Source organism: Pseudoalteromonas sp. SM9913, from assembly GCF_000184065.1.
Lineage (GTDB): Bacteria > Pseudomonadota > Gammaproteobacteria > Enterobacterales > Alteromonadaceae > Pseudoalteromonas > Pseudoalteromonas tetraodonis.
Window position 1 is genome coordinate 226,327 of record NC_014803.1, and the last position, 24,843, is coordinate 251,169.

Annotated in this window: 21 protein-coding genes, 1 tRNA gene and 1 pseudogene; 13 read left to right on the forward strand and 10 right to left on the reverse strand. The window is 41.5% G+C overall.

The genetic code is table 11. From position 1 onward, the window contains the following. Window positions 1–6: 6 nt before the first annotated feature. From astA to speD, 5 genes are all read left to right on the forward strand, one after another. On the forward strand, window positions 7–1,023 hold the full coding sequence (gene astA / locus PSM_RS01085; RefSeq protein ID WP_013463827.1) for an arginine N-succinyltransferase: 1,017 nt from the start codon (window positions 7–9) through the stop codon (window positions 1,021–1,023). Between the two features lie 15 nt (window positions 1,024–1,038). Further along, the gene (astD, locus tag PSM_RS01090) at window positions 1,039–2,508 is read left to right on the forward strand and encodes a succinylglutamate-semialdehyde dehydrogenase (RefSeq protein WP_013463828.1); all 1,470 of its coding nucleotides are present in this window, start codon (window positions 1,039–1,041) and stop codon (window positions 2,506–2,508) included. A gap of 137 nt (window positions 2,509–2,645) precedes the next feature. Beyond that, on the forward strand, window positions 2,646–2,984 hold the full coding sequence (locus PSM_RS01095; RefSeq protein ID WP_013463829.1) for a DUF3802 family protein: 339 nt from the start codon (window positions 2,646–2,648) through the stop codon (window positions 2,982–2,984). Between the two features lie 95 nt (window positions 2,985–3,079). Then, window positions 3,080–3,493, forward strand: a complete 414-nt coding sequence (locus PSM_RS01100; RefSeq protein WP_013463830.1) for an OsmC family protein — start codon at window positions 3,080–3,082, stop codon at window positions 3,491–3,493. Window positions 3,494–3,580: 87 nt separating this feature from the next. Beyond that, window positions 3,581–4,393, forward strand: a complete 813-nt coding sequence (gene speD, locus PSM_RS01105; RefSeq protein ID WP_013463831.1) for an adenosylmethionine decarboxylase — start codon at window positions 3,581–3,583, stop codon at window positions 4,391–4,393. 62 nt (window positions 4,394–4,455) lie between these two features. Here the strand turns inward: speD and PSM_RS01110 are convergent. The 8 genes and pseudogenes from PSM_RS01110 to cysG form a co-directional block, all read right to left on the reverse strand. Continuing rightward, a pseudogene (locus PSM_RS01110) lies at window positions 4,456–5,792 on the reverse strand (M24 family metallopeptidase). Between the two features lie 129 nt (window positions 5,793–5,921). Next, window positions 5,922–7,193 carry an aromatic amino acid transport family protein gene (locus tag PSM_RS01115; protein WP_013463832.1) on the reverse strand — a complete coding sequence of 424 codons (1,272 nt, stop codon included), beginning with the start codon at window positions 7,191–7,193 and terminating at the stop codon, window positions 5,922–5,924. Window positions 7,194–7,590: 397 nt separating this feature from the next. Further along, window positions 7,591–8,361: a 3'(2'),5'-bisphosphate nucleotidase CysQ gene (gene cysQ, locus PSM_RS01120; RefSeq protein ID WP_016900056.1), complete on the reverse strand. Its 771-nt coding sequence runs from the start codon at window positions 8,359–8,361 to the stop codon at window positions 7,591–7,593. A gap of 9 nt (window positions 8,362–8,370) precedes the next feature. Next, complete coding sequence (cysC, locus tag PSM_RS01125; RefSeq protein WP_013463834.1) at window positions 8,371–8,964, reverse strand: adenylyl-sulfate kinase; 594 nt, start codon at window positions 8,962–8,964, stop codon at window positions 8,371–8,373. A gap of 33 nt (window positions 8,965–8,997) precedes the next feature. Then, the gene (locus PSM_RS01130; RefSeq protein WP_013463835.1) at window positions 8,998–10,722 is read right to left on the reverse strand and encodes an SLC13 family permease; all 1,725 of its coding nucleotides are present in this window, start codon (window positions 10,720–10,722) and stop codon (window positions 8,998–9,000) included. Window positions 10,723–10,756: 34 nt separating this feature from the next. Then, the gene (gene cysN, locus PSM_RS01135) at window positions 10,757–12,181 is read right to left on the reverse strand and encodes a sulfate adenylyltransferase subunit CysN (protein WP_013463836.1); all 1,425 of its coding nucleotides are present in this window, start codon (window positions 12,179–12,181) and stop codon (window positions 10,757–10,759) included. After that, entirely contained in the window at window positions 12,181–13,080 is a 900-nt protein-coding gene (gene cysD, locus PSM_RS01140) for a sulfate adenylyltransferase subunit CysD (protein WP_013463837.1), read from the reverse strand. The genes cysN and cysD overlap by 1 nt, the downstream gene beginning before the upstream one ends. A gap of 43 nt (window positions 13,081–13,123) precedes the next feature. Then, window positions 13,124–14,545 carry a siroheme synthase CysG gene (gene cysG / locus PSM_RS01145; protein ID WP_013463838.1) on the reverse strand — a complete coding sequence of 474 codons (1,422 nt, stop codon included), beginning with the start codon at window positions 14,543–14,545 and terminating at the stop codon, window positions 13,124–13,126. 264 nt (window positions 14,546–14,809) lie between these two features. Here cysG and deoC point away from each other — a divergent pair, with 264 nt between their 5' ends. Both deoC and PSM_RS01155 read left to right on the forward strand, forming a co-directional pair. Next, the gene (gene deoC, locus PSM_RS01150) at window positions 14,810–15,562 is read left to right on the forward strand and encodes a deoxyribose-phosphate aldolase (RefSeq protein WP_013463839.1); all 753 of its coding nucleotides are present in this window, start codon (window positions 14,810–14,812) and stop codon (window positions 15,560–15,562) included. Beyond that, window positions 15,546–16,046, forward strand: a complete 501-nt coding sequence (locus tag PSM_RS01155; protein ID WP_013463840.1) for a hypothetical protein — start codon at window positions 15,546–15,548, stop codon at window positions 16,044–16,046. The genes deoC and PSM_RS01155 overlap by 17 nt, the downstream gene beginning before the upstream one ends. A 56-nt stretch (window positions 16,047–16,102) precedes the next feature. Here the strand turns inward: PSM_RS01155 and PSM_RS01160 are convergent, their stop codons facing one another. Beyond that, window positions 16,103–17,233 carry a CsgG/HfaB family protein gene (locus PSM_RS01160; RefSeq protein ID WP_013463841.1) on the reverse strand — a complete coding sequence of 377 codons (1,131 nt, stop codon included), beginning with the start codon at window positions 17,231–17,233 and terminating at the stop codon, window positions 16,103–16,105. A gap of 133 nt (window positions 17,234–17,366) precedes the next feature. Further along, complete coding sequence (locus tag PSM_RS01165) at window positions 17,367–21,356, reverse strand: hybrid sensor histidine kinase/response regulator transcription factor (protein ID WP_013463842.1); 3,990 nt, start codon at window positions 21,354–21,356, stop codon at window positions 17,367–17,369. A 165-nt stretch (window positions 21,357–21,521) separates the two neighbouring features. On the opposite strand from PSM_RS01165, the gene PSM_RS01170 reads away from it, so the two are divergent. The 6 genes from PSM_RS01170 to rplJ all read left to right on the forward strand — a co-directional run bounded on the left by PSM_RS01170 (window position 21,522) and on the right by rplJ (window position 24,838). Beyond that, a tRNA-Trp gene (locus PSM_RS01170) sits at window positions 21,522–21,598 on the forward strand. 130 nt (window positions 21,599–21,728) lie between these two features. Further along, complete coding sequence (secE, locus tag PSM_RS01175; protein WP_013463843.1) at window positions 21,729–22,106, forward strand: preprotein translocase subunit SecE; 378 nt, start codon at window positions 21,729–21,731, stop codon at window positions 22,104–22,106. 4 nt (window positions 22,107–22,110) lie between these two features. Continuing rightward, window positions 22,111–22,668 (forward strand): transcription termination/antitermination protein NusG, encoded by a 558-nt coding sequence (gene nusG, locus PSM_RS01180; protein ID WP_013463844.1) that lies wholly within the window; start codon window positions 22,111–22,113, stop codon window positions 22,666–22,668. 217 nt (window positions 22,669–22,885) lie between these two features. After that, entirely contained in the window at window positions 22,886–23,314 is a 429-nt protein-coding gene (gene rplK / locus PSM_RS01185; RefSeq protein ID WP_008108462.1) for a 50S ribosomal protein L11, read from the forward strand. Window positions 23,315–23,318: 4 nt separating this feature from the next. Continuing rightward, the gene (gene rplA / locus PSM_RS01190) at window positions 23,319–24,023 is read left to right on the forward strand and encodes a 50S ribosomal protein L1 (protein ID WP_013463845.1); all 705 of its coding nucleotides are present in this window, start codon (window positions 23,319–23,321) and stop codon (window positions 24,021–24,023) included. Between the two features lie 320 nt (window positions 24,024–24,343). Next, window positions 24,344–24,838 (forward strand): 50S ribosomal protein L10, encoded by a 495-nt coding sequence (gene rplJ, locus PSM_RS01195; protein ID WP_013463846.1) that lies wholly within the window; start codon window positions 24,344–24,346, stop codon window positions 24,836–24,838. Window positions 24,839–24,843 lie beyond the last annotated feature (5 nt).

Here is a 24,843-nt window from a genome sequence, read left to right on the forward strand (position 1 = left end):
GGATTCATGATGATCCTTCGCCCAATCCAAAAAAGTGATTATGCAGCTTTAGTAACCATCGCCGACGAGTCGGGACATGGCTTTACTTCTTTGCCTAATAATGAAGAGTTATTACAAAAGAAGATAGCGCATTCAGTTAACTCATTTACAAAAACGACATCACAACCAGGTGATGAGGGTTACTTATTTGTTCTTGAAGATACTGAAACTGGTGAAGTAGTCGGTACTTCAGGTATTGAAGCCGCAGTTGGCTTAGATGACGCATTTTATCATTATCATTTGAGTAAAGTGATTCACTCTTCGCGCACGCTAGATGTGTATAAAGCGGTAGATATTCTCACCCTTTGTAATGACTACACTGGGGCGACAGAGCTGTGCACACTGTTTTTAAAAAACGGCTATCGTAAAAATTGTAACGGTAAGCTGCTTTCAAAAGCACGTTTTATGTTTATAAAACAGCATCAACAACGCTTTGCACAAACCGTTATTGCAGAAATGCGCGGTGTATCTGACGAAAACGGTAGTAGCCCATTTTGGCAGTGGCTTGAAGAGCACTTTTTCTCTATGGACTTCCCAACGGCAGATTATCTGACGGGAATAGGGCAAAAAGTATTTATTGCTGAGCTTATGCCTAAATACCCAATTTACGTCAACTTATTGAGTAAAGACGCGCAAGCGGTTATAGGTCAAGTGCATGACAATACGCGCCCTGCAATTCAACTATTAAAAAGTGAAGGTTTTACTTTTAATGGTTACGTTGACATTTTTGATGCGGGCCCAACCGTTGAAGCAAAAGTAGATAACATTGCGACAATTCGCAATGCACAAAACTTTAGTGTTGAAATTGGCGAAATGACAGGCGATACCATGGTGTTGTTAGCCAATGACAAGCTTGAAGACTTTAGAGCAACCGTTGTTCCTATGACATTTGATTCGCGATCAAACAGCCTAGTGCTTACGCAAGAACTTGCTGATGCATTACATTTGAAATCGGGCGATTTTGTTACGGCTACCCCAGTTTAATTTAGGAGAAAGTATATGACTCATCCTGCACAATTTATTAATGGTCAATGGTCACCAGGCCAAGGCACCGAATTTAACTCAGTTAACCCTGCAAATAACGATGTTATTTGGCAGGCATCAGCTGCAAGCGCTGAGCAAGTAGATAGCGCCGTAGCCTCTGCGCGTGAAGCATTTTATAGCTGGGCTGATAAAAGCTTTGCGCAGCGCTTAGAAATTGTAAAAACCTTTGCTGCAACGTTAAAAGAGCATAGCGAAGAGTTGGCTGTGGCAATAGCTCAAGAAACAGGTAAGCCTCTTTGGGAAACGCGTACTGAAGCGGGTGCCATGGTCGGAAAAATTGCCATTGCTGAAAAAGCATTTTTAGAGCGTACCGGCGACGTTGAAAACGCGATGCCGCAAGGCCGTGCGATGATCCGCCATAAGCCACACGGTGTTGTTGCTGTATTTGGTCCTTATAACTTCCCTGGGCATTTACCAAATGGCCACATTGTACCTGCACTTTTAGCTGGTAATACCGTGGTATTTAAACCGTCTGAACTAACACCTATGGTGGCTGAGCTAACCCTTAAACTATGGGAAAAAGCCGGTTTACCAGCAGGGGTTATTAACCTTGTACAAGGTGAAGTTGAAACAGGTAAAGCACTGGCGTCACACAAAGGCATTGATGGTTTATTCTTTACAGGTTCTTCTCGTACGGGTCATATTTTACATGAGCAGTTCGCAGGTCAACCAAGTAAGATTTTAGCGCTTGAAATGGGTGGTAATAATCCGCTAATCGTTAAAGATGCAGAAGATACGCTTGCTGTTGTGCACGATATTGTGCAATCTGCGTTTATCTCAAGCGGCCAACGCTGTACGTGTGCGCGTAAATTGTTTTTACCAACAGGTGCTAAAGGCGATGAAATTTTAGCGCGCCTAATTACAGCCACTAAAGCAATCAAAGTTGGTAATTACGACGATGCTGACCAACCATTTATGGGCTCTATGATTTCAACGGCCGCTGCCGCTGGAATGGTTAAAGCACAAGATGAGTTAAAGGCCATGGGTGGCGAAGTGCTGGTTGAACTTGAGCACACAGCAAACACTGGTTTTGTTACACCTGGTATTATTGAGTGTACAAATATCAATGATTTCCCAGATGAAGAGCATTTTGGTCCGCTTCTAAAAGTATTCCGTTTTGATGACTTTGACCAAGCAATTGATAAAGCAAACGACACGAGCTTTGGTTTATCAGCAGGCCTACTAAGTGATAACCAAGCCGATTACGATCATTTCTTACGTCGTATCCGTGCGGGGATTGTTAACTGGAACCGTCCTATTACCGGTGCATCAAGTGCAGCGCCGTTTGGCGGTATTGGTGCCTCAGGTAACCACAGAGCAAGCGCTTATTATGCCGCTGACTACTGTGCATACCCTGTTGCGTCTGTGGAACTTGAAAAAGTAACCATGCCAGCAACACTAAGCCCAGGTTTAAAAATCGATTAATCGATTTTTTAAACTAGTAATAAATCACTAAAAAAGCAGCTTCGGCTGCTTTTTTTGTACTGCAATCTCACAAAGCTAGCAATTATCAGTGCTTTCTGCTTAAATTAAGCAACCAGTATTTTTGAGGTAAGTAGACAATGGTTTTAAACAGGCAAGGGTACGATGACTTAATAATGTACCTAACTCAGAACTTAGCGTTGTTTGAAAAACCAGGTGAAATAAAGCCAGGTGCACCAACGGTTATTGAGTTAATTGAAGATGTAATTGCCGAAAATGTCATACGCATTTGTCAACAACACCCCGATCTATCTACAGAGCAGCGTAGTCAAATTGTACGCGAAGTTGATGGCATTGTTTACGACTTACAAGAAGTACTCAGCAGTGTGACTTCTCACACCGTCACAGTCGAACAGCATGCTTTTATTGATGAGTTTGCAGGGCTAGTCAAAAACTTATTTGATAACGCTATTAGTTAATATTTCCCCCTTTAAAACCACGCTTTATTCGCTATTTAATTTTAAATGCGCGCGAGTGTCTGCGTGTAATGAATATAAATTATTGAGATAAAACAATGCAAGCAAATGTAAAATGGGTTGAAGGTAATACTTACATCGGTCGCTCTAACAGCAATCATAATGTCGTGTTTGATGCGGGCAGTGACGGAGCAGCACCTAGCCCAATGGAAATGGTATTGATGTCGGTTGGTGGTTGTTCATCGGTTGATGTGGTGAGTATTTTAAAAAAAACTAAGCAAGAGTTCTCATCAGTAGATGTGCAGTTAACCGCTGAACGAGCAGAAACAGCCCCGCGCGTGTTCACCAAAATTAATTTACACTTTGTTGTAACCGGTAATAATGTGTCTGAAAAGCACCTAGAAAGAGCGGTTTCGCTTTCGGCAGAAAAGTATTGTTCAGTTGCATTAATGCTTGATAAAACAGTAGAAATTACCCACAGCCATGAAGTTGTTCAAGATCAGGGAAAATAACGCTTTTTCCGTGAGTAAAATTCGTATAAAATCCGCGAACTTTTCATTCTGCAGGTGCAGATTTCACTAATTTATAGGTTGGTTTATATGAACAAACCCTTCGATAAACTTAAACTTCATGGCTTTAATAATTTAACTAAAAGCCTAAGCTTTAGTATTTACGATATTTGCTATGCAAAAACAGAGCAACAACGTAAAGAATATATAGAATATATCGATGAGCAGTATAGTGCAGATAGACTAACCGACATTTTAGGTGATGTGGTTGATATTATTGGTGCCAATATTTTAAATATTGCACGTCAAGATTACGAGCCACAAGGTGCCAGCGTAACTATTTTGGTTTCAGAAGAGCCGGTAGAAGAGCAGCAAAATTATGATGCTGACGAAGCACCAGGGCCGTTACCTGACTCAGTGGTTGCACACCTTGATAAAAGCCACATTTGTGTTCACACGTACCCTGAAGCACACCCTGATGATGGTATTTGTACTTTCCGTGCTGATATTGAAGTATCAACCTGTGGCATTATTTCGCCACTTAAAGCGTTAAACTTCTTAATCCATAGCCTTGAGTCTGATGTGGTTACAATTGACTACCGTGTACGTGGTTTTACCCGCGATATTAACGGCGTTAAACATTACATTGACCATGCAATTAACTCGATTCAAAACTTCATGACAGAAGATACTAAAGAAGCGTACCAAATGATGGACGTGAACGTGTATCAAGAAAACCTGTTCCATACCAAAATGATGTTAAAAGAAACCGACTTAAATACGTATTTATTTGGTTTATCTACTGATGATTTGTCAGATGACGAAGAAGAAGAGATTCGCTCAAAACTAACACGTGAAATGCAAGAAATATTCTATGGTCGTAATCTGCCAGATACAGAATAATAGCAACGCATTAAATAAAAATGGCGCTCACTGAGCGCCATTTTTGTATGTGTTGTTTAATGCTACTTAACGAGTAACAACTCGGTTTGTCGGCCATTTAGATACCACACACCGGTTTTATCAAATAGGGCGTCTTCTTCTAGCATTATTCTTATTTCTTTATTCCACGGCTTTATAAACACCGCATTGTTAAGCTCAATCGAGTACGCCGTGTTTAAATGCAACGGGTAATCGCCATCACCCGGCACACCTTGCTGAGCATCCCACATACCTAGTGTTGTACCAGCTGCATGACCATGATAGCCGAGCGGGTGAGTATAAATAGTGGGCTTTAACCCCTTTGCAATGGCTTTTTCGCGGGCGGCTTTTAATACCTGATTACCTGTTTTCCCAGCTGTAAATTCAGCCGTAAAAATGTCTTGTAGCTTATTGCCCTTTTTTAACGCATCAACAAGGTAATCGGGGGCTTTTGTTTCGTCTGGTTTTAAAACATACGCATGTTGTTGAGTGTCGGTATTTAGGCGTAAATACGTAATACCAAAATCAACATGCAGTAAATCGCCAGCTTGAATAACATTGTCGGCATAGCCATTGGTAAAACTGTCTTCGTGGTCGAACGATTTACTGTCGGCGCGTTGTATTGCAATACTTGGGTGAAACCACGTTTGCAGTTTAAGCTCCCTTACGCGCTCTCTAAACCACCATACTAAGTCGTCGCTGGTTGTTTTGCCCACGTAATTACTTTATTTGAAAAGCCCTCAGCAATAATAGAATGAGCAATAGCAACAATGTGTTTGTACATGTCCACTTCTTCTGGAATGCGTTGCTCTAACCATGCAACAGCCAGCGGCTCGGCTGAGGTTATTTTATTTTTATATGTCGCAGGTAAGTTGGCCATTAAAGTGGTGTAATCGCCATGCACTAAGCCATCAGCGTGTGCCCAATCTGTAGATGTGTTGAGAGCAATATTTCGCGGTTGGTATTGCTCAATAATCGTATTGAGCGCTTGCCACTGATTAGGCTGTGCTTGCTTATCCCAGGCCTTTTTAAAAACACTCCCTATTTTGTAAGGCGCAATTGCAAAGGCGTCAACACCGCCTTGTTTGTTAATTGCAAATAATAAAATAGTGGTGCGCCTTGCCGAGAGCCATGTAGCAGGCAGCATGGTTTTTAATATCGGGTCTTCATTATATTCGCGGCTTATCATTAGCCACATATCTATATTGTGTTGCTGCATTAATGTGGGTAATAAAGTCTTAATACGTTTTTCGGTAATGCTATCGATAAACGCAGCCCTGTTTTTCATTGATAAAATAGCCGGAGGCTCAGCGGCTTTAATTTCAGGACTAAATAGTATGAGTATAAAAGTGAGTAAAAAAACGTATTTATTATTTTGCATGGCTGGCTTATTTTTTAGACGAATATATAAGCTAACATTGCACAAACAATACGATAAACAAATCATTTGCGATAAACCGTAGACACAAAAAAGCCCAGCAAAATACTGGGCTTTTGTAATAAATACTGCTTAGCTAAGCATGCTGTACAGTAACGCACAAACTGCTAATGAACCGACAGCCAGTACAAATAAGGTACTTAAACGATTACGGTACTTTTGTAAGCTAGGCACTTTGTAAACTGCAATCATTGGCATAATGAATAAAATCATCGCAATGATTGGCCCCGATAACTGATCCATCATATCTAGTATGCTTGGGTTTTTAACCGCGCAGAACCAAATAGCGAAAAACATCAGTACCGCACCCACTTTGTCAGCGACTTTAGGGCTCATGCTTGAGTGTTTAGTCACTAACCCAGTAAAGCTTTCGCGTGCCCCTAAAAAGTGACCTAAAAACGACGACATAATCGCAATAAAGGCAACCAAAGGCCCCAGCGTTGCAATAAATGAGTTTTCTGTAATATTAGCTAAATAAGATAAAACAGAGACGTTTGCCGCTTTTGCTTCAGCCATTTGGTCACCGGTAAGCGATAACACGCATGAGAACACAAATAACAAAACAAAGGTGATCAGTAATAAACTAGTACGCTTTAAAATCGCCTCTGACTTAGACGTTGCTAGGTCATCGTAGTGGCTGCGTTGCTTATTAACAAAGCTTGAAATAGCCGCTGCATGGCTAAACGAAAATACAATAATAGGAATCGATAACCAAAGTGTTTTACTAAAGCTACCTAGCTCAGGCAAGGCTGTATCGGGCATTTGCCAGCTTGGGATTAAATACAAAGACAAAAAGAATAAAATACCCACTAGCGGGTACACTAAAATAGCAAATGCGCGCAGCATTAAGCGTTCACCGCCCATCATTAAGCCAATCATTAGTGCAACTAAAATACCCGATAAAGCAACGCGTGACGGCGACTCCATCCCTAGCTGATTGACCATAAAGCTGTCTACCGTATTGGTTAAACCCACACCGTAAATAAGCAAAATAGGAAAAATTGATAAAAAGTATAACAAGGAGATCAGTCGACCCGCATTTACGCCAAAGTGCTCTTCTACCACATCGGTAAAATCAGCCTCTTTATTTTTTGACGATAATACAAAACGCGCCAAGCCACGGTGGGCTAAAAAGGTCATCGGAAAGGCTAAACACGCCATAATAATCAGCGGCCAAAAACCACCAATACCAATGTTAATCGGTAAAAATAAAATACCTGCACCTACTGCGGTGCCAAAAAGACTAAGTGTCCACTGCGTATCATGCAGGTTCCATTTTGATTTAGACGTGTGTGCGTTTTGTGCTGGTGCACTTGAAGGCGTTGCACCTTGAGATGTTGTCATGTGTGTATCCATTATTTATCATAATAATTGCGCCGAAGAATATAGTTTTTAGGCACTCATTTCATGTGTTTTTATGTCTTGGATATAAATTTGTTGTAGCGTATTAGTTACTGACTGTCACGAATATGAAACAGCGTTTAAAAGCTGCGCAATTAGTGCAGGAATATGCCGCGAAATGCGTGAATAATCATCACTTTTGGAGTTAAGAGTGTGAGGAAAATATTTATATGTATTTGTTAAAGTGGTAAATACTTGTTGGGTTTCGGCTCGCTCAACCCAACCTACGGTGTATAAATTGTTATTGAGCTGTCCGCTACTCTAAGCCCGTAGCCCGTAATTTAAGATGCTTGTTGGGTTTTGCTTCGCTTCGCTCAACCCAACTTACGCTCAACTACCTTTATTCTTCGAGTGCCGAAACCACAAAATACGGATTCAAATACTCATCTTTGGTGTTGTACAAAAGCGGGCTACCATCAAGTTGAGTGACTTTAGCGCCGGCTATTTCAGCGATGGCGTGGCCTGCGCCGGTATCCCATTCACAAGTTGGGCCTAAGCGCGGATATATGTCGGCGCTGCCTTCGGCGACTAAACACAGTTTCAGTGAGCTGCCTTTTAACACCATTTCAACCTCATCAAAGCGTTGTACAAATTCAGCTAAATCAGGGGAAGGATGCGAGCGGCTACCTACAACACGAATAATGCCTTTGTTAGGCTTGGTGGTCACTTTAAGCTCGATGCGCTCATCGCCTTTATCTTTAAAAGCACCAATGGCTTCGGCGGCTAAATAAGATACACCCAGTGCAGGGGCATCAACCACGGCTAAAACCGGTTTGCCATTTTCGATTAGGGCAATATTAACGGTAAACTCGCCGTTCTTTTTTATAAATTCTTTGGTGCCATCGATTGGGTCAACCAGCCAGTAGCTTTTCCATGTTTGGCGTACATCCCAACCAATATCGGCACTTTCTTCACTAAGCACAGGAATATCGGGGGTGAGCTCTTTTAGTCCTGCGCTAATGATTTTATGAGCTGCTAAGTCGGCGTCGGTTACAGGGCTTTCATCGGCTTTGTACTCAACGTTAAAGTCTTTATTGTAAATACCCATAATCGCGCTTCCCGCTTTGCGGGCGAGAATAAGGGTTTCTTCTAGCAGTTCAGTCTGATTCATTACATGGGCCTATAGTATATGCTGATGTTTTAGATACGTTATCAGCTGAGCTACCGATTGGTCTAGGGTGTTTTTACTGGTATCTAAAATTATTTCAGGATTAACCGGCGGCTGGTAAGTTGAATCAATCCCAGTAAAGTGTTTAATTTCACCGGCGCGCGCCTTTTTATATAAGCCTTTTGGATCGCGGCTTTCGCACACCTCAAGAGGGGTGTCGATAAAGACTTCGATAAATTCACCCTCATCTACTAATTCACGAACCATGTCGCGCTCAGCTTTAAAAGGAGATATAAACGCAGTAAGGACTAACAAACCAGCGTCAACCATTAGCTTGGCGGTTTCGCCTACGCGGCGGATATTTTCAACGCGATCGGCATCGCTAAAGCCTAAATCTTTACATAAACCATGGCGTACATTGTCGCCATCAAGTAGGTACGTGTGCGCGCCTTGCTGATTGAGTGCCGCTTCTAAAGCATTCGCAACGGTGCTTTTACCTGAGCCAGAAAAACCAGTAAACCATATAATAGCGCTCTTATGCTTTTTTTGTTCGCTGCGCTGTACTTTAGTGGTGGCGTAATTATGCCAAACAATATTGTTATCCATTTGCTGTGTCTCTTTATGCTATAAGCGCGGGCATTAAAACGGAAATACCAGCGGGATCATAGTTAGTACGGTAATTGAATAAATAATAGAAAGGGGTAGCCCCATCATTACATAGTCTTTTAGTCGGTAGTTACCCGCGCTATAAACCATTAAGTTAGTTTGATAACCAAAAGGTGAAATAAAGCTGGCTGAGGCACCAAATGCAACCGCCATAATAAACGGCAAAGGTTCTACGTTAAAGCCAATAGCCAATGAGTAGGCAACCGGAAACGACAGTGCCGCTGCGGCGTTATTAGTGATCAATTCGGTAAATAACACCGTCATTAAAAAGATTGCGATAAACGCGCCATAAGGGCCAAAGTCGCCAAGCACTACAAACATGGCGTCTGATATTTGCCCAGCAAGGCCGGTGCCTATCATCAGCTTAGCTAAACCTATGGCACTGCCTACTACGGCAAGTAACTCAATAGGAAAGCGGCGTTTTATTTCGCTCAGCTTAATCGTGCCACACAGCATCAGCCCAATAAGTAACACTAATAAGCCTTTAACCAGCGGTACTGCACCTAAAATACTTAACCCCAGCACACCTGCAAAACTTAACAATACAATGTTTGATTGTTTTGCACCGAGGTGGGTTTGTAAATCAAGCCCTGAAATATACACAAATTCGCGCTTTAAGTTAGTTAAGTCATAAAAGCTTTTACCAGGGGCGAGGATTAATGAGTCACCCGCTTGTAAGCGCACTTGCCCAAGCCCGCCTTGTAAGCGATCATGACCACGGCGAATAGCAATAACGGCCGCATGAAATTGCTCTCTAAAGCGGGCTTCTTTTACCGTTTTGCCAATTAATTTAGACGACTGACTAACGACAACTTCAACGAGGTGTTCTATGTCTTTTTCGTGTTTGTCGTGCACCACTTTTAAGCCGTCAAAGCGAGTGAGCAAAGGTACCGACTTTATATCGCCTACAAACAGCAGTATGTCGTCTTGTTGAATAATATGTTGGGGGGTCACGGCGCAAATGCGATTGCCATCGCGAATAATTTCAGCCAAAAACAAGTCTTTTAAATCGCGTAAACCGTTTTCTTCTACGGTGCGGTTTATTAGTTTAGAGCCGGTTTGTACTTTCCCTTCTAAATAAAAAGGCACCACCTCTTGGCTATTTTTACCGTTGTCGGGCAGGCATTTTAGCATCACTAAAATAGTGATTAAGCCCACACTGAGTGCGCCTAAACCCACTAAGGTAAAATCAAAAAAGCCTAATGGCGCCATCCCCGCATCTACTGCAAAGCCATTTACGATTAAGTTAGTAGAGGTACCGATGAGTGTAATAGTGCCGCCTAAAATTGCGGTGTACGACAAGGGTAGCAACAGCTTTGAAGGGGAGTGGTTTGGGTTATCTTTTATGGCGGTAATTAAGGAGGCAACCACCGCGGTATTGTTAGTAAAGGAAGACAAAAACGCTGTAGAAAGCCCAAGCTTGGTCACTGATTTAACTAAACTGCCACTGGATAACGATTTAGCTAAGCGTTGAATAAGCGTGGTTTTTTCTATCGCTATCGACACTAAAATTAATAACACTAAGGTAATTAATGATGGGTTAGTATAATTAACCAGCATGTTTTCTAAGTCAATGAGCCCAGTTAGGTAGCTGGTGCCTATGGCACTGACAAATAACCACGCAGGGTTAATACGGGTGCCAAATAGGCACCCGACTAAAAGCAACATAATGCCTGTTAAAATGAGCTGTTCTACCATGCTTTAAATATTCCTAACAGGCGGTTATTAAACGTTATAGCTTTGAAATATCAAGCGCTTGCCAATGTGGAAAGTGCTTGCGTACGAGGGCATTAAACTCAACTTCAAAGTCGCTAAATTTACCCGCATTTTCTTCACGTTGTAGTACCTGTTCTATCATTCCTGCTGCAACCGTTAAGTTTGATAAACGGTCAATAAGAATAAACGAACCTGTTTCATGATTGTGATGGTACTGATCCGCTAAAATAGTCTCGGTGAGCTCGAGTGTCACAATCGCAATTTCGTTTAATTGTAATGAATCTGCGCTGCCATGCTCTAGGGTGTTTACATCAATAGTGTGGTCTATTTTTGTGACCATGGCCGAGGTGTTTTTGCTGCCTAGTTTTAGGTTATAGCTTTTACCTAGTACTAATGGCGATTCGTGCATCCACACAATTTTAGCCTGTAATTGGTTGGTTACTTGAGCTTGCGAATTCGCAGGCACAATAACGTCCCCTCGGCTAATATCTATTTCAGTATTAAGAGTAACCGTGATTGCTTGGCCTGCTTCGGCGGTGTCGAGGTTGCCATCAAAAGTCACAATCTCTTTAATGTTAGATGTTTTACCTGAAGGCAGTACTTTTATCTCATCGCCAACGCGTAATTTACCTGAGGTCAGCGTGCCTTGAAAACCACGGAAGTTTAAATTAGGGCGAACCACATACTGCACCGGAAGGCGCGCTTCAAAACCAGTGTCGATTTCAGCTGCCGGAGAGTCTTCTAACAGCTCAAGCAATGGTTTGTCGGTGTAATAAGGAGTGTGTGCAGAGCGAGTTACTACATTATCGCCTTTGAGCGCCGACATAGGCACAAACTTAATGTTTGATACGTTAAGTTGCTCGGCAAATTTTAAATAATCGGCTTTAATTTTTTCATAAACGGTTTCGTCAAAATCAACAATATCCATTTTGTTAACCGCAACCACAAACTGTTTAATGCCTAATGAGTCACAAATAAAGCTATGGCGCTTAGTTTGTACCTGCACACCATAACGTGCATCCACTAAAATAATGGCAACATCACTGGTTGATGCACCCGTTACCATGTTACGGGTGTACTGCTCATGCCCAGGGGTGTCGGCAATAATAAACTTACGCTTAGCGGTTGAGAAATAACGGTACGCTACGTCAATTGTTATGCCTTGCTCACGCTCAGCTTGTAGGCCATCAACTAACAATGCTAAATCAAGTTCTTCACCGGCATTACCTACTTTTTCGTTATCTTTATGAAGTGCAGCTAGCTGATCTTCATAAATTTGGTGACTATCGTGCAGTAGGCGTCCAATTAGGGTTGATTTACCGTCATCCACACTGCCACACGTTAGCATACGTAATAAGCTTTTATCTTGTTGACGTGCTAGGTAAGCGTCTATACCAATTTCTTTTACTTCGTTAAATGTATCGTTATTTAGGTTAGACATTAGAAATACCCCTCACGTTTTTTCTTCTCCATAGAGCCTGCTGAATCATGATCAATCACCCGACCTTCACGTTCAGATGACGACGATAGCAACATTTCTTCAATAATTTCTGTTAGGCTGCTTGCCGTTGATTCAACCGCGCCAGTGAGTGGATAACAGCCTAAGGTTCTAAAGCGAACCGACTTCATTTGCGGTACTTCACCTTCATTAAGCGGCATGCGATCGTCATCTACCATGATTAAGGTACCGTCGCGTTCTACTACAGGGCGCTCTTTAGCAAGGTACAGTGGCACCATTTCGATATTTTCTTGATAAATGTATTGCCAAATATCTAGTTCAGTCCAGTTAGATAGTGGGAATACTCGAATACTCTCACCTGGATTCACTTGGCTGTTATAGGTATTCCAAAGCTCAGGACGTTGGTTTTTAGGATCCCAGCGATGGTGTTTATCACGAAATGAATACACGCGCTCTTTAGCCCGTGATTTTTCTTCATCACGGCGTGCGCCACCAAATGCTGCATCAAAACCGTACTTATTCAGCGCTTGCTTTAAGCCTTGAGTTTTCATGATATCGGTATGTTTACCCGAACCATGGGTGAATGGGCCTACACCCATTTCGATGCCTTCAGGGTTTTTGTGTACAATTAAATCAAAGCCATACTCTTTGGCTAAACGGTCGCGAAACTCAATCATTTCACGAAACTTCCAGTTGGTGTCTACGTGTAATAACGGAAACGGAATTTTTGCAGGGTAAAATGCTTTACGAGCTAAGTGCAAAAGTACCGATGAGTCTTTACCGATTGAGTAAAGCATAACTGGGTTCTCAAACTCAGCGGCGACTTCGCGCATGATTTTGATACTTTCAGCTTCAAGTTGCTGAAGGTGAGTTAAAGCCATTGTTGGTCGTCCTACTAAAATGATTAAATTAAAATCTGTTAAACTACGCCACGTCTGTCAGCGGTTGAGCAAAGCTACTGATCTGTGCTTTTTCGCCAAACCAGTGTAATTCTTGATGCAGCGAAGCTACTTCACCAATAATCAGTAAAGCGGGTGAAATAATTTGATGCTGCTCAATGAGCTGTGCTAATTGGTCTAACTGTCCTGTGACAACACGTTGATTTTTGCGTGTGCCGTTTTCAATTATGGCCACTGGTGTTGTTGCTGCTCGCCCATGTTTTAATAGCTCGGCTTGAATATGCGGCGATTTAATTACCCCCATATAAATAGCCAGTGTTTGGTTTTTTTGTGCAAGCGACTGCCAATTAAGTTCTTGTCCTTCTTTTTTGCAGTGTCCGGTAACAAACTGAATAGCCTGAGCATGGTCGCGATGCGTTAAAGGAATACCTGCGTAGGCACTACATCCCGCGGCTGCCGTTATACCTGGCACTATTTGGTAATTTACGTTATTGGCTGCCAGTACTTGGACTTCTTCGCCACCACGGCCATAAATAAATGGGTCGCCCCCTTTAATTCGGCACACTTTTTTACCTTGTTGTGCTAAATCAACCAACATCTTATTTGTATCTTCTTGAGCTACGCTGTGATCGCCTAAGCGCTTACCCACACAGATTAAATCGGCATCGCGACGCACTAATTCCATGATCTCATCGGATACCAAGTAATCATATACCACCACATCGGCTTGTTGCATTAGTTGCAGCGTTTTTAGTGTGAGTAGCTCTGGATCGCCTGGGCCTGCACCGACTACGTATACTTCGCCTTCTGGTTCAACTTTGGCATCTAGCATTTGCTCTAGTTGTTGCTCAGCGCCATGGGTATCACCGGTTTGGACTTTGCTTACTACTGATGAATCAAACACGCCTTCCCAAAATTGGCGACGATCAGCAAAATGTTTAAAGCGTTGCTTTACTTTATGGCGAAAGCCACCGACCAAGTTAGCGAGTGGGCCGATATGCTGGGGAATAAGTGTTTCGAGCTTTTCACGTAAACGTCTTGCTAAAACCGGCGCGGTACCCGCACTTGAAATCGCAATGGTAATTGGGTTGCGATCAACAATAGAGGGGAAAATAAAGGTACATTTAGGTTGATCATCCACCACGTTCACAAACACATTACGCGCATTGGCGAGTTCAAATACGGTGTTGTTTACTTCATCGTTGTCGGTGGCGGCAATAATCAAAATTTTGCCATCAAGATGCGACTCTTCAAAATAGGCATCAATTAATGTTACTTCATTATTATGCGCATGTTCTTTTAATTCTTCGCAAAACCAAGGGGCAACTAGCGTTACATCGGCACGTGCTTTTAAAAACGCACGGCATTTTCGCAAGGCAACCTCTCCACCGCCAACAACCAATACGGGTTTGTTGTCGAGTTTGGTAAAGATAGGTAAATATTGCACTGAATAACGCCCCTAAAAAATAATAAAGTGTTTAACTGAGAAGCAGAATATAGTGGCTATTGATAAGTAAAAAATAATTAAATCTTAGTTGATATTCTTAAAAGTTATATTAATCATGTTTTTTAGGTCTAAATCGTATTTAGTAAGGGGTAGAGTGACATTTAGTATAGAAAACGCGCTTATAGTGTTTGGTTATGAGCTATAGCAAGTTTAAGCTATGATGCTCTTATATAGTTTAAGGTCACACAATTTCATAGGCATAAAATGACAAACAATACTCAAAACGCCACGCTAGCCGTTAGCTTAATGGACTTAACCAGTTTAAACACTGATGATAGTCAAGCCAGTATTAACGCATTAGTAAACAGTATAAACCCTAAGCTAGGCACGCCTGCTGCGCTTTGTGTGTTTAGTGAATTTGTTGATGACGCTAAAATAGCACTTGCTAATCGCTTATTGAGCCATGTAAAAGTGGCCACCGTAACTAACTTTCCCTCTGGTGATGCGCCACTCAATGAAGTACTCAATGAAACCCTGATAGCCATAGAGCGGGGGGCCGATGAAATTGACCTAGTTATTCCTTATAAAGCGCTTTTAAAAGGTGAAGCAGATACCGTGCTGGAATACGTGAGTGAGAGTAAAAAGGTATGTGGCAGCCGTGCTAAGCTCAAAGTGATCATTGAAACTGGCGAGCTAAAAACGGCAGCATTTATTACTCAAGCAACCGAACTTGCCATCCAAGGCGGAGCTGATTTTGTAAAAACCAGTACAGGAAAAGTAGCGGTAAATGCCACGCTTGAAGCGACTGAAATAATGCTTAAAGCCATCAAAAAGTCATCAAAGCGAGTTGGTTTTAAGGCTGCTGGTGGAGTCAATACTGCAGTAGATGCAAATGCTTATTTGCAACTAGCAACCGAGATTATGGGGCATGATTATTTAGCACCAGATACATTTAGGTTTGGCGCTTCATCGCTGTTAAATGACGTTTATAAGGTGTTGAATGAAGCGCAGCAGTGATGCCGAAAAACAACAATTAGAGCACGATGCGGCCAAGTTGTTTTTGCGATGTTATGAACAGCAAACGGGAATTCATATGCGCCATATTTGGCATAATGAACCAAATAGACCCGATGTAAGCTGTTATCAAGAAAATCAGCAACTCGATATAGAGGTGGCGCATTTATACGCCAGTGAAACGGAAGCCATGGCCGTGTTAGGCCGGCCACTGTCGATACAAATGCAGCGTGATTTAGCCGACATGGCGCAACAACCAAGCGAACACCGGTTGCAATCAGCGTTGGAGCGCTTATTAAAACAAAAAGCGACTAAGCGTTATTATTCAAAGCGTACGTGGTTGTTAATTCGTAACGCTAGTACTATTTGGCATAAGAGCGACTTTGAAGCGGCAGTCAAAAAAGTATGTTTTCCAAATACCCATCAATTTGAACAAATATGGTTACTGTGTGATTTTTATCGCGGTGAGTTATTACGAGTAGATTAAAAGCGGCTATAGAGTAGCCGCTTTTTTATTGCTTAATTAAAAATCAAAGGTGCTGATTAGTTAAACTTAAACATGTTGCCTAAGCTTTCTAGCCCTGACTGTTGAGTTTTTGCTAAACATTTTGAGTCATCTAAAGATTTCTTTGTTGTTTCATCGGCAAGGCCCGTTACTTTCAAGCTCTTCTCTTGTTGATACTCGCGCAGTGCTAATACAGTTTGACGGTCGTACTTAACGTCTTCAGTTTCAAACTCTTCATAATTAGGTTGGTTTTTTAAATACCCTAAGCAAACCAAGTTCATACGAGACATAGCCAAATCCATTTTTTCGTAATGTGGCATTCTATGATTCGGCACATCGACAGCGACGGCAGCAGGTGCTGCTTTTTTACTAGTTACTTTTGGCGGCGGTGGCGCTGTATAGCCTGCTGCAAGCGTGTTGTTTTGGTTATAACGATAGTAGGTATCTGGAATTTTAGTTTCTAAAAATTCAACGGCTTTAATTATTACTTCTCGTAGTGCCTTTTCTTTTGGAGTGTCTGACCAACCACTAAGGCTTCCTCCAACGAGTGCGCCACCAAAGTTAGTCGCTGCGCTGGTAAAATCAAAATCTTTGCTACCACCCTCAACGCTAGTAGCGGCCAGAATACGTGAAGTGCGCGTATCAATTAAGCGTAAGTCAATAGCCATATGCGATCCAGAAAAGCCAGCTGAAACAGAACTAAACACATCACCAATAAAGCCGCCTGAACCAACACTTGCCCCTGAACTGTCATCATCAAATTCAGTAACCGCTGCAACGACGACAATCTCAGCGCCTTCAATTTCGCCATACGCAGCACCGGATTGTGCACTCACTCTGCCTGATACAGCTAAATCTTGCTCTGAAAGTACAGCGTCTAGTGCTTGGCGCTCCAATACAATAAAGCGATTAGTGCCAACAAGGGCGGTGGTAAGTTGATCTGCCATACCTTCACCAATTTCTTTTCGCCACCACCTTGAGTTATTCGACTTATCAGTGAAACGTGCCACGGCGATACGTGCTTTAGGGCCATTGTATTGCTGTTTGCTTACTTCATTAATGTCAGGCGAGTTTTGATTTGAAGTAACGTTTGTTGAGGTGCTTTGGCATGCGCTTAAGCTGGTTATTAATGCTGTAGCTAGTAGCGTTTTTTGTATGGATGAGAGCATAGGATTTTCCTTAATTTATGTGCTTAATTACATTTGTAGTTATTTTTTTAGCAATGGCTAATTAAGGTTAATTTAAATAAATCAGTAGCTTAAAAATAGTACTCAGGCGAAAGCTTTGAGTACACACGCGAAGCTAATTACTTTTACATGTTTGTGCTTCTCTGTATTGTTTTGGTGTAAGTGAATATTTGGCTTTGAAGCAACGGGCAAAGTAACTTTGAGAACTAAAGCCGGTGTTATCTGCAACTAAACCTATGGTTAAGTCGCTATCAGTTAATAATTTTGCTGCATATTCTAAGCGGGTATTGCGAATGTAATCGCTGGGTGTAATGTCAAAAAGTGCTTTCATTTTTAATTGCAGTGCACGAGGGCTCAAACACATTGCACTGGCAAACTCTTCCACGCTAAACAGTTCATTTTGGTAATTTTCACGCAAGATTGTTTTTAAGCGTTCTGTAAACGTGTAATCTTTATTCTGCTCTATTTGTGCATCTAAGGTCACAGCATGTGCTTGGGCTGATAACTGTTTTATTAGGTGCTTATTTAACGCATCACGAATGCCTAATAAGCCATGAACCCGACTTTTTAATAATGATGCTTCAAAGGGTTTACACAGGTAGTCATCGGCCAGCAAATCAAGCCCCTTTATTCGACTGCGACTGTCTGCTTTGGCAGAGAGTAATAAAACAGGGATATGATTAATAGAGATATCTGAGCGAATGGCACTGAGAAGTTGATATCCATCCATCGTAGGCATCATTACATCACTGAGCACTATATCGGGCATTTGAGTTTGGCACAGCACTAGCCCTTCTTCTCCATTATTAGCGGTGAGGCAGGTGTAGTTATCACTAAATAATGAAACCAGTAACTCACGCATTTCCTCGTTATCTTCAACAATGAGTAGTTTTTTGTTGTTTTCTACCAGCATAGTTTGAGAGGACGCTAGTTGTTTATCCGTTAATAAGTTATCTGATTCACACAATGGCAACGTGACTGTAAAACAACTTCCTTTGTTTATTTTACTGGCTAATGAAATTTGCCCGTCGTATTGCTCTACAAGTTGCTTAACCAGAGCGAGACCTATACCACTGCCTGTTTGGTTGTGTGTTGCAATACGAGTAAAGCGTTCAAAAATAAGCGCTTGCTGGTGCTCTTCAATACCAATACCAGTATCAGATACCGTTATAACAACATTATTGTTTGTGTTAGAAAGCGTTAGATTAACGGTTCCATCTGATGGGGTGTATTTAAGTGCATTGGTCAATAAATTATCAATAATAGATAAAGTATGTTTAGTTTCTAAATTTATGTAACTAGGCTGTTGCGTCGTGTCGTTAAAGGAAAAATTAATATTTTTTTGGGCAAACAAAATAGCAAAGTCGTCTACTATTTGCGCTATAAAAGGGCTTAAAGAATAAGCGGATACATACTCTGTAGCCGAACTTGGACGCTGACTTAACTGTAATAACTCATTGATTAAATTAAGAAGGCGGTGCCCGTTGCGCTTAATTATAGAAACTTGTTGTTGTGCTTGAGCACCAAGTTGTTGCTGTTGTAAGTTTTCTACTGGCGCTAAAATTAAGCTCAATGGCGTTTTAAGTTCATGACTAATGTTATCTAAAAATTGGGTCTTTAGTTGATTGAGCTTTCTTTCTTGTTGAATGAGTTGCTCTGCGGTTTTAGCTCGATAGCGTGACGCTAAAATTAACCATGTAATAATCAAAACTATTATAAAATAAGCCGCATAGGCTAATTGCGTTTGCCACCAAGGAGGCGTTACTGTCAGCTTTAGCATAGTGTGAACTTTGCTCCATTGCCCGTATTGATCTTTTACTTTTAATTGTAATTGATAGTTACCTGCACTTAGCTGTGAATAGTTAACTTGTCGTTGGCTTGCATCGGTATGGATAAATTGCTTATCTAAACCATTTAGCTTGTAAGCATACTGGTATTGATTAGCCGATGAAGCGTTATTAATGGCGGCATATTTAAAGCCAATGACCCCTTGGCTGGTTGGAAAAGAGAGTTTTTTAGTATGGTTTATTAGTTTTGCGGGCTGTTTTTTATCTTTTAAGTAGTTTTTTGTTTCGCTTGCTTGGTTGTAAATTAATAGCTCAGTTAATACTGGGGTTGGGGCTGAAGTACTCAGTTGCAGTTTACTAGGGTAAAACTGATTAAAGCCATTGATTCCGCCAAAAAATAGCTCGCCATCAGGTGCTTGAAAAGCAGCACCTAAAATAAACGAATTATGCTGCACGCCGTCACGAGGTAAAAAATGCTGCATAGCTTGATTCGTAGGATTATAGCGAGTGAGCCCTTGGTTACTGCTTAGCCATAAGTAGCCTTTACTATCATCTTTAATGGCAAAAATATTATCGTTTAGTAATCCATCATGTTCGGTAATGTAAGAGATTTTTTGTGTTTTTTTATCAAGGCGGTTTAAACCACCAAAGGTACCCACCCATAAAGTATCGTTATTTTGTAGGTGCAAAGAAGTAACCATATTATGGCTTAAACCAGTTTGCGATGCCTGATTGGCGGGGTAATGAGTAAATGATTCATCTTCTATGCTTAGATAATCTAAACCTGCACGCGTCCCGACCCATAATCCGTTCGCATTGTGATCAAAAAGCAAAGTAAATACGGTGTTGTTAGCAAGACTATTAGTCGAGTCGTCGTGCTTGTAATGTTGAACCTCTAAGGTGTCGGGATTAAAGCGTGTTAAACCTTGATTGCTACCTAGCCATAAATTTCCTTTAGGATCGCTCGTTATCGCATAAACACGATCGCTGCTAAGCTGATGGCTTTGCATTGTATAGGTAATAAAATTATCTTCAGTTGGTTTATATTGCAGTAATCCGCCGCCATAAGTGCCAATCCAAAGTCGCTGCTTGTTATCTTCATGCAGGCTAAAGACATTATTATTGGTTAGGCCGCTTTGTAATTTTGAGTTAACTTTATAGTGCTTAAAACCTGTGTCGGTTTGTTTGTTTAAACCGTCACGAGTACCAACCCATAATTGGCCTTGTGTATCTTTGAGTAGAGCGCGAACAAAATTATGACTAATGGTATTGTCATCATCGCTCAAGTGCTGTTGATGCGAAAATTGATTGTGCTTTTTATCATAACGTTGTAACCCATAGCCATCTGTACCAATCCAAATGATACCGAACCGATCTTGATAAAGTGACAATAGGTAATCATTAGCAAGCCCATTTAGTTGCTGCTTATTGTGCGGTATGTGCTGAAAATTATTTTTAGATGTACTTTGCTCTGTTTTGTAAAATAAACCTTTACCATAACTTGTTAGCCACAAGGTATCGGTGTCGTCAACTAAGATATCGGTGATCCATACACCTGCAAACTGAGCAAACTCTAGAAAAGCCTCTGTTTTAGGGTTAAATAGGCTAAGCCCTTGTTTGCTTGCTACTAATAGCTGCCCTTGTGCATTTAATTGCAGCCGCCATAAATTTTTATGACTTCCCGCAATGTGATTAAAGGTTTTATGCTTTGGGTTAAACTTAATTAATCCTTCGTTGGTTGCTAACCAGACATTTTGTTGTGTATCTATAACAATATCTTGTATGACTGTATTAGCTTGCTCGGGGCTAGTATAGCTAAACGACTCTACTTCATTCTTGACTATATTTAGACGCGTTAACTTTCCATGCTCATGACCTAACCAAATATTATTTAGGCTATCTGAAGCTAATGACCAAATGCGGTTATCAGTAATAGCCAACTCAGTGTGCGTATTAAAAACCTTAAATTGGCCGGTTTGAGTATCAAGTAAATTTAAACCATTACTGGCGGTAGAAAACCAAATAGCATGTTGATCGGCAGCAAGACAATCGGTGACCCAGTTTCCTGAAATACTAGCCTCAGTAGGGTGAGACTTGAAGCGTTTAAACTCATAACCATCAAAGCGATTAAGACCGCCTTGTGTCGAAAACCAGTGAAACCCTTGCTTGTCAGTGATACTGCAAGTAATCGAATTTTGCGATAACCCCTGTTCACTAGAGTATGTATCTAAGTGAATAGGGCGCGCGACGAGTGCACTGTGAAATAAGCATAAAACGCTTAGAATCACGATTTTGTAAAGTGTATGAAGTAAATGCACCCGCTTCCTTGTGCTATTAATATTCCTAAAAGTGAAACAATCATAAACTGCTTTTTTATTAATGTTAAGTTTGATTTTGAGTGTGGCCAATGAGATTTTAAGTTATGGGTATCTTTTTACTCTTGTGTTAATGAATTGCGTAAGTATAATAGGCATCCACTTTGCAGGGGCGTAGTTCCAATTGGTAGAACAGCGGTCTCCAAAACCGACGGTTGGGAGTTCGAATCTCTCCGCCCCTGCCAATTTTTACAAAGTGAATAAAGTCTAGAACTAAAAATCGGTTTGAGTAAGCTTGTTTTTAAGTTTAGATTTTAATGGATTAACCCTGTCGACGTGCAGGGTTGTTGTGTCTGTAGTTAAGGTAATAATATTATGAGCACGAATATAGAAACACCATCAAGTGGGATGGAGTCAGTAAAGTGGTTAGTAGCAATTGCGCTACTTGCAGGCGCAGTCGTTGGTAATCATATGTTTGCAGATCAGTCTGTATTACTACGTGCTATTGGCGTTGTGGTTGCAATAGCGGCGGGTTTAGCTATTGCTTCGCAAACTTTTAAGGGACGTACATTCCTTGCTTTTGCTAAAGAAGCGCGTATTGAAGTACGCAAAGTAATTTGGCCAACGCGTCAAGAAACAACGCACACGACATTAATCGTAATGGTTGCAACAGTGATTATGGCACTTATCCTTTGGGGATTAGATGGCATTTTATTCCGCGCTGTAGGCTTTTTAACTGGATTGGAGATCTGATCCCATGTCGGATGAGAATAACGAAAAGAAACTACGTTGGTACGTAGTACAAGCTTTCTCAGGTTATGAGAAGCGTGTTGCTCAAACATTATTAGAGCACATTAAAATCAAAGGCCTAGAAGATAGCTTTGGTGAAGTATTAGTTCCTACTGAAGAAGTAGTTGAGATGCGTGCTGGTCAAAAGCGTAAGTCTGAGCGTAAATTCTTCCCAGGTTACGTACTAGTACAAATGGATATGAACGATGCAAGCTGGCACTTAGTAAATAGCACTGAACGTGTTATGGGCTTTATTGGTGGCACATCAGACCGTCCTGCACCCATTAGTTCTAAAGAAGCTGATCGCATTCTTAATCGCCTACAAGAAAACGCTGAAGCGCCTAAACCAGCAACATTATTTGAACCAGGTGAAGTGGTTCGTGTTACTGATGGTCCATTTGCTGACTTTAGTGGTGTGGTTGAAGAAGTTGACTACGAAAAGAGCCGCGTAAAAGTATCGGTACTTATTTTTGGTCGTTCTACGCCAGTTGAACTTGAGTTTGGTCAAGTTGAACAAGATAAGTAATTGATTTAAAGCGTTGTGTTAAAAGTTTCTTAATTTTTGGCACGAAGCTTGAAAAAGGCCGCTGATTAACTTATAATCAGCGGCCTTTTTGTATTCAGGGAAAACGTTTGTTTAACTGTTTACTAAAAAGTGAGAAACCAATTTTTAAACTGGGAAGCCGCTAGAGTACGCGTCCTCGCGCGCACAAGGCTAAGACCCACCTAATGAGGTATTTATAATGGCTAAGAAAGTTGAAGCTCTAATCAAGCTACAAGTTGCTGCTGGTATGGCTAACCCTAGTCCTCCAGTAGGTCCAGCACTAGGTCAACACGGTGTAAACATCATGGAATTCTGTAAAGCGTTCAACGCACGTACAGAATCTATCGAAAAAGGCGCTCCAGTTCCTGTAGTGATCTCTGTTTACGGCGACCGTTCATTTACGTTCGACATGAAAACGCCACCGGCTGCTTACTTACTTAAGAAAGCTGCAGGTATCAAATCTGGTTCAGGCCGTCCTAACACTGAAAAAGTAGGCACAGTAACTCGTGCTCAACTTGAAGAAATCGTTGAGACAAAGAAACCAGACCTTACAGCTTCTGATTTAGAAGCTGCGGTTCGCACTATCGCAGGTTCTGCGCGTGCGATGGGCTTGAACGTAGAGGACTAAGATAATGGCTAAATTAACTAAACGTATGCGTACTATCCGCGAAAAAGTGGAAGTAACTAAAGATTACGAAATTAACGAAGCAGTTGCTCTTTTAAAAGAATTAGCGACAGCTAAATTCGTAGAAAGTGTTGACGTTGCTGTTAACCTTGGTATCGATGCTCGTAAATCTGATCAAAACGTTCGTGGTGCGACTGTACTACCTAACGGTACTGGTCGTGACGTTCGTGTTGCTGTATTCACTCAAGGCGCTAATGCAGAAGCTGCAAAAGAAGCCGGTGCTGAATTAGTAGGCATGGAAGATCTTGCTGAACTAGTTAAGAAAGGCGAGATGAATTTTGACGTTGTTGTTGCATCACCAGACGCTATGCGTGTTGTTGGTCAACTAGGTCAAATCTTAGGCCCACGTGGTCTAATGCCAAACCCTAAAACTGGTACTGTAACACCTAACGTTGCAGAAGCAGTTAAAAATGCGAAAGCAGGTCAAGTGCGTTACCGCAATGACAAAAATGGTATCATCCATACTACGATTGGTAAGGTTGATTTCACTGCTGAGCAGTTACAACAAAACCTTGAAGCTCTAATTGTTGCGCTTAAGAAGGCTAAACCTTCTCAAGCTAAAGGTGTTTACTTGAAGAAAGTAACTATCTCTACAACAATGGGCGCAGGTGTTTCTGTTGACCAAAGCACTTTAAGCACAGTTGTTGCTTAATTGAGTGTTTACATGGCGTGAAATTTGTACTATAATTTTGCGCCATTTTGTTGATTAATTTAGTTAATCGCAAAGTAAAGAATTCGGGTTGAAGTCCATAATTTCGAAGCGCCTTTGGGCAACGCGATAAATTGGGCTTCCGTCCAAGACCGTAGGCGGCTTCGGCCTTAATATTACCTACGTAGACGGTGTGAATCCCCAGATAGATTTTTCCTAATCTTCTGGCTCTCGCCGTAAAAAGCATCTCCATCTTTATTGATGGGGAAGAGTAAAACAGGGAAGCCGATAAACGGTAACCCATTAAACCAGGAGTAACACCCATGGCTTTAAATCTTCAAGGCAAAAAAGCAATTGTTGCTGAAGTCAACGAAGCAGCCAATGGTGCTCTTTCTGCAGTTGTTGCAGATTCTCGTGGTGTAACAGTTGGTGCAATCACTGCCCTTCGTAAAGAAGCTCGTGCAAATGGTGTTTGGATGAAAGTTGTCCGTAACACTTTAGCAAAACGTGCTTTTGAAGGTACAGAGTTTGAGTGCCTTTCTGACTCATTAGTTGGTCCAAGCTTAATCGCTTTCTCATCAGAGCACCCAGGTGCTGCTGCGCGTATCTTCTCAGATTTCGCGAAAAAGAATGAGCATTTCGAACTTAAGATGGCCGCTTTTGAAGGTAATGTAGTAGACGCAGCTATGCTTGCAACTCTACCTACATACGACGAAGCTGTTGCACGCTTAATGAGCGCTATGAAAGAAGCGTCTGCTGGCAAATTGTGTAAAACAATTGAAGCAGTACGTGTACAGAAAGAAGAGCAAGCTGCTTAATTTTA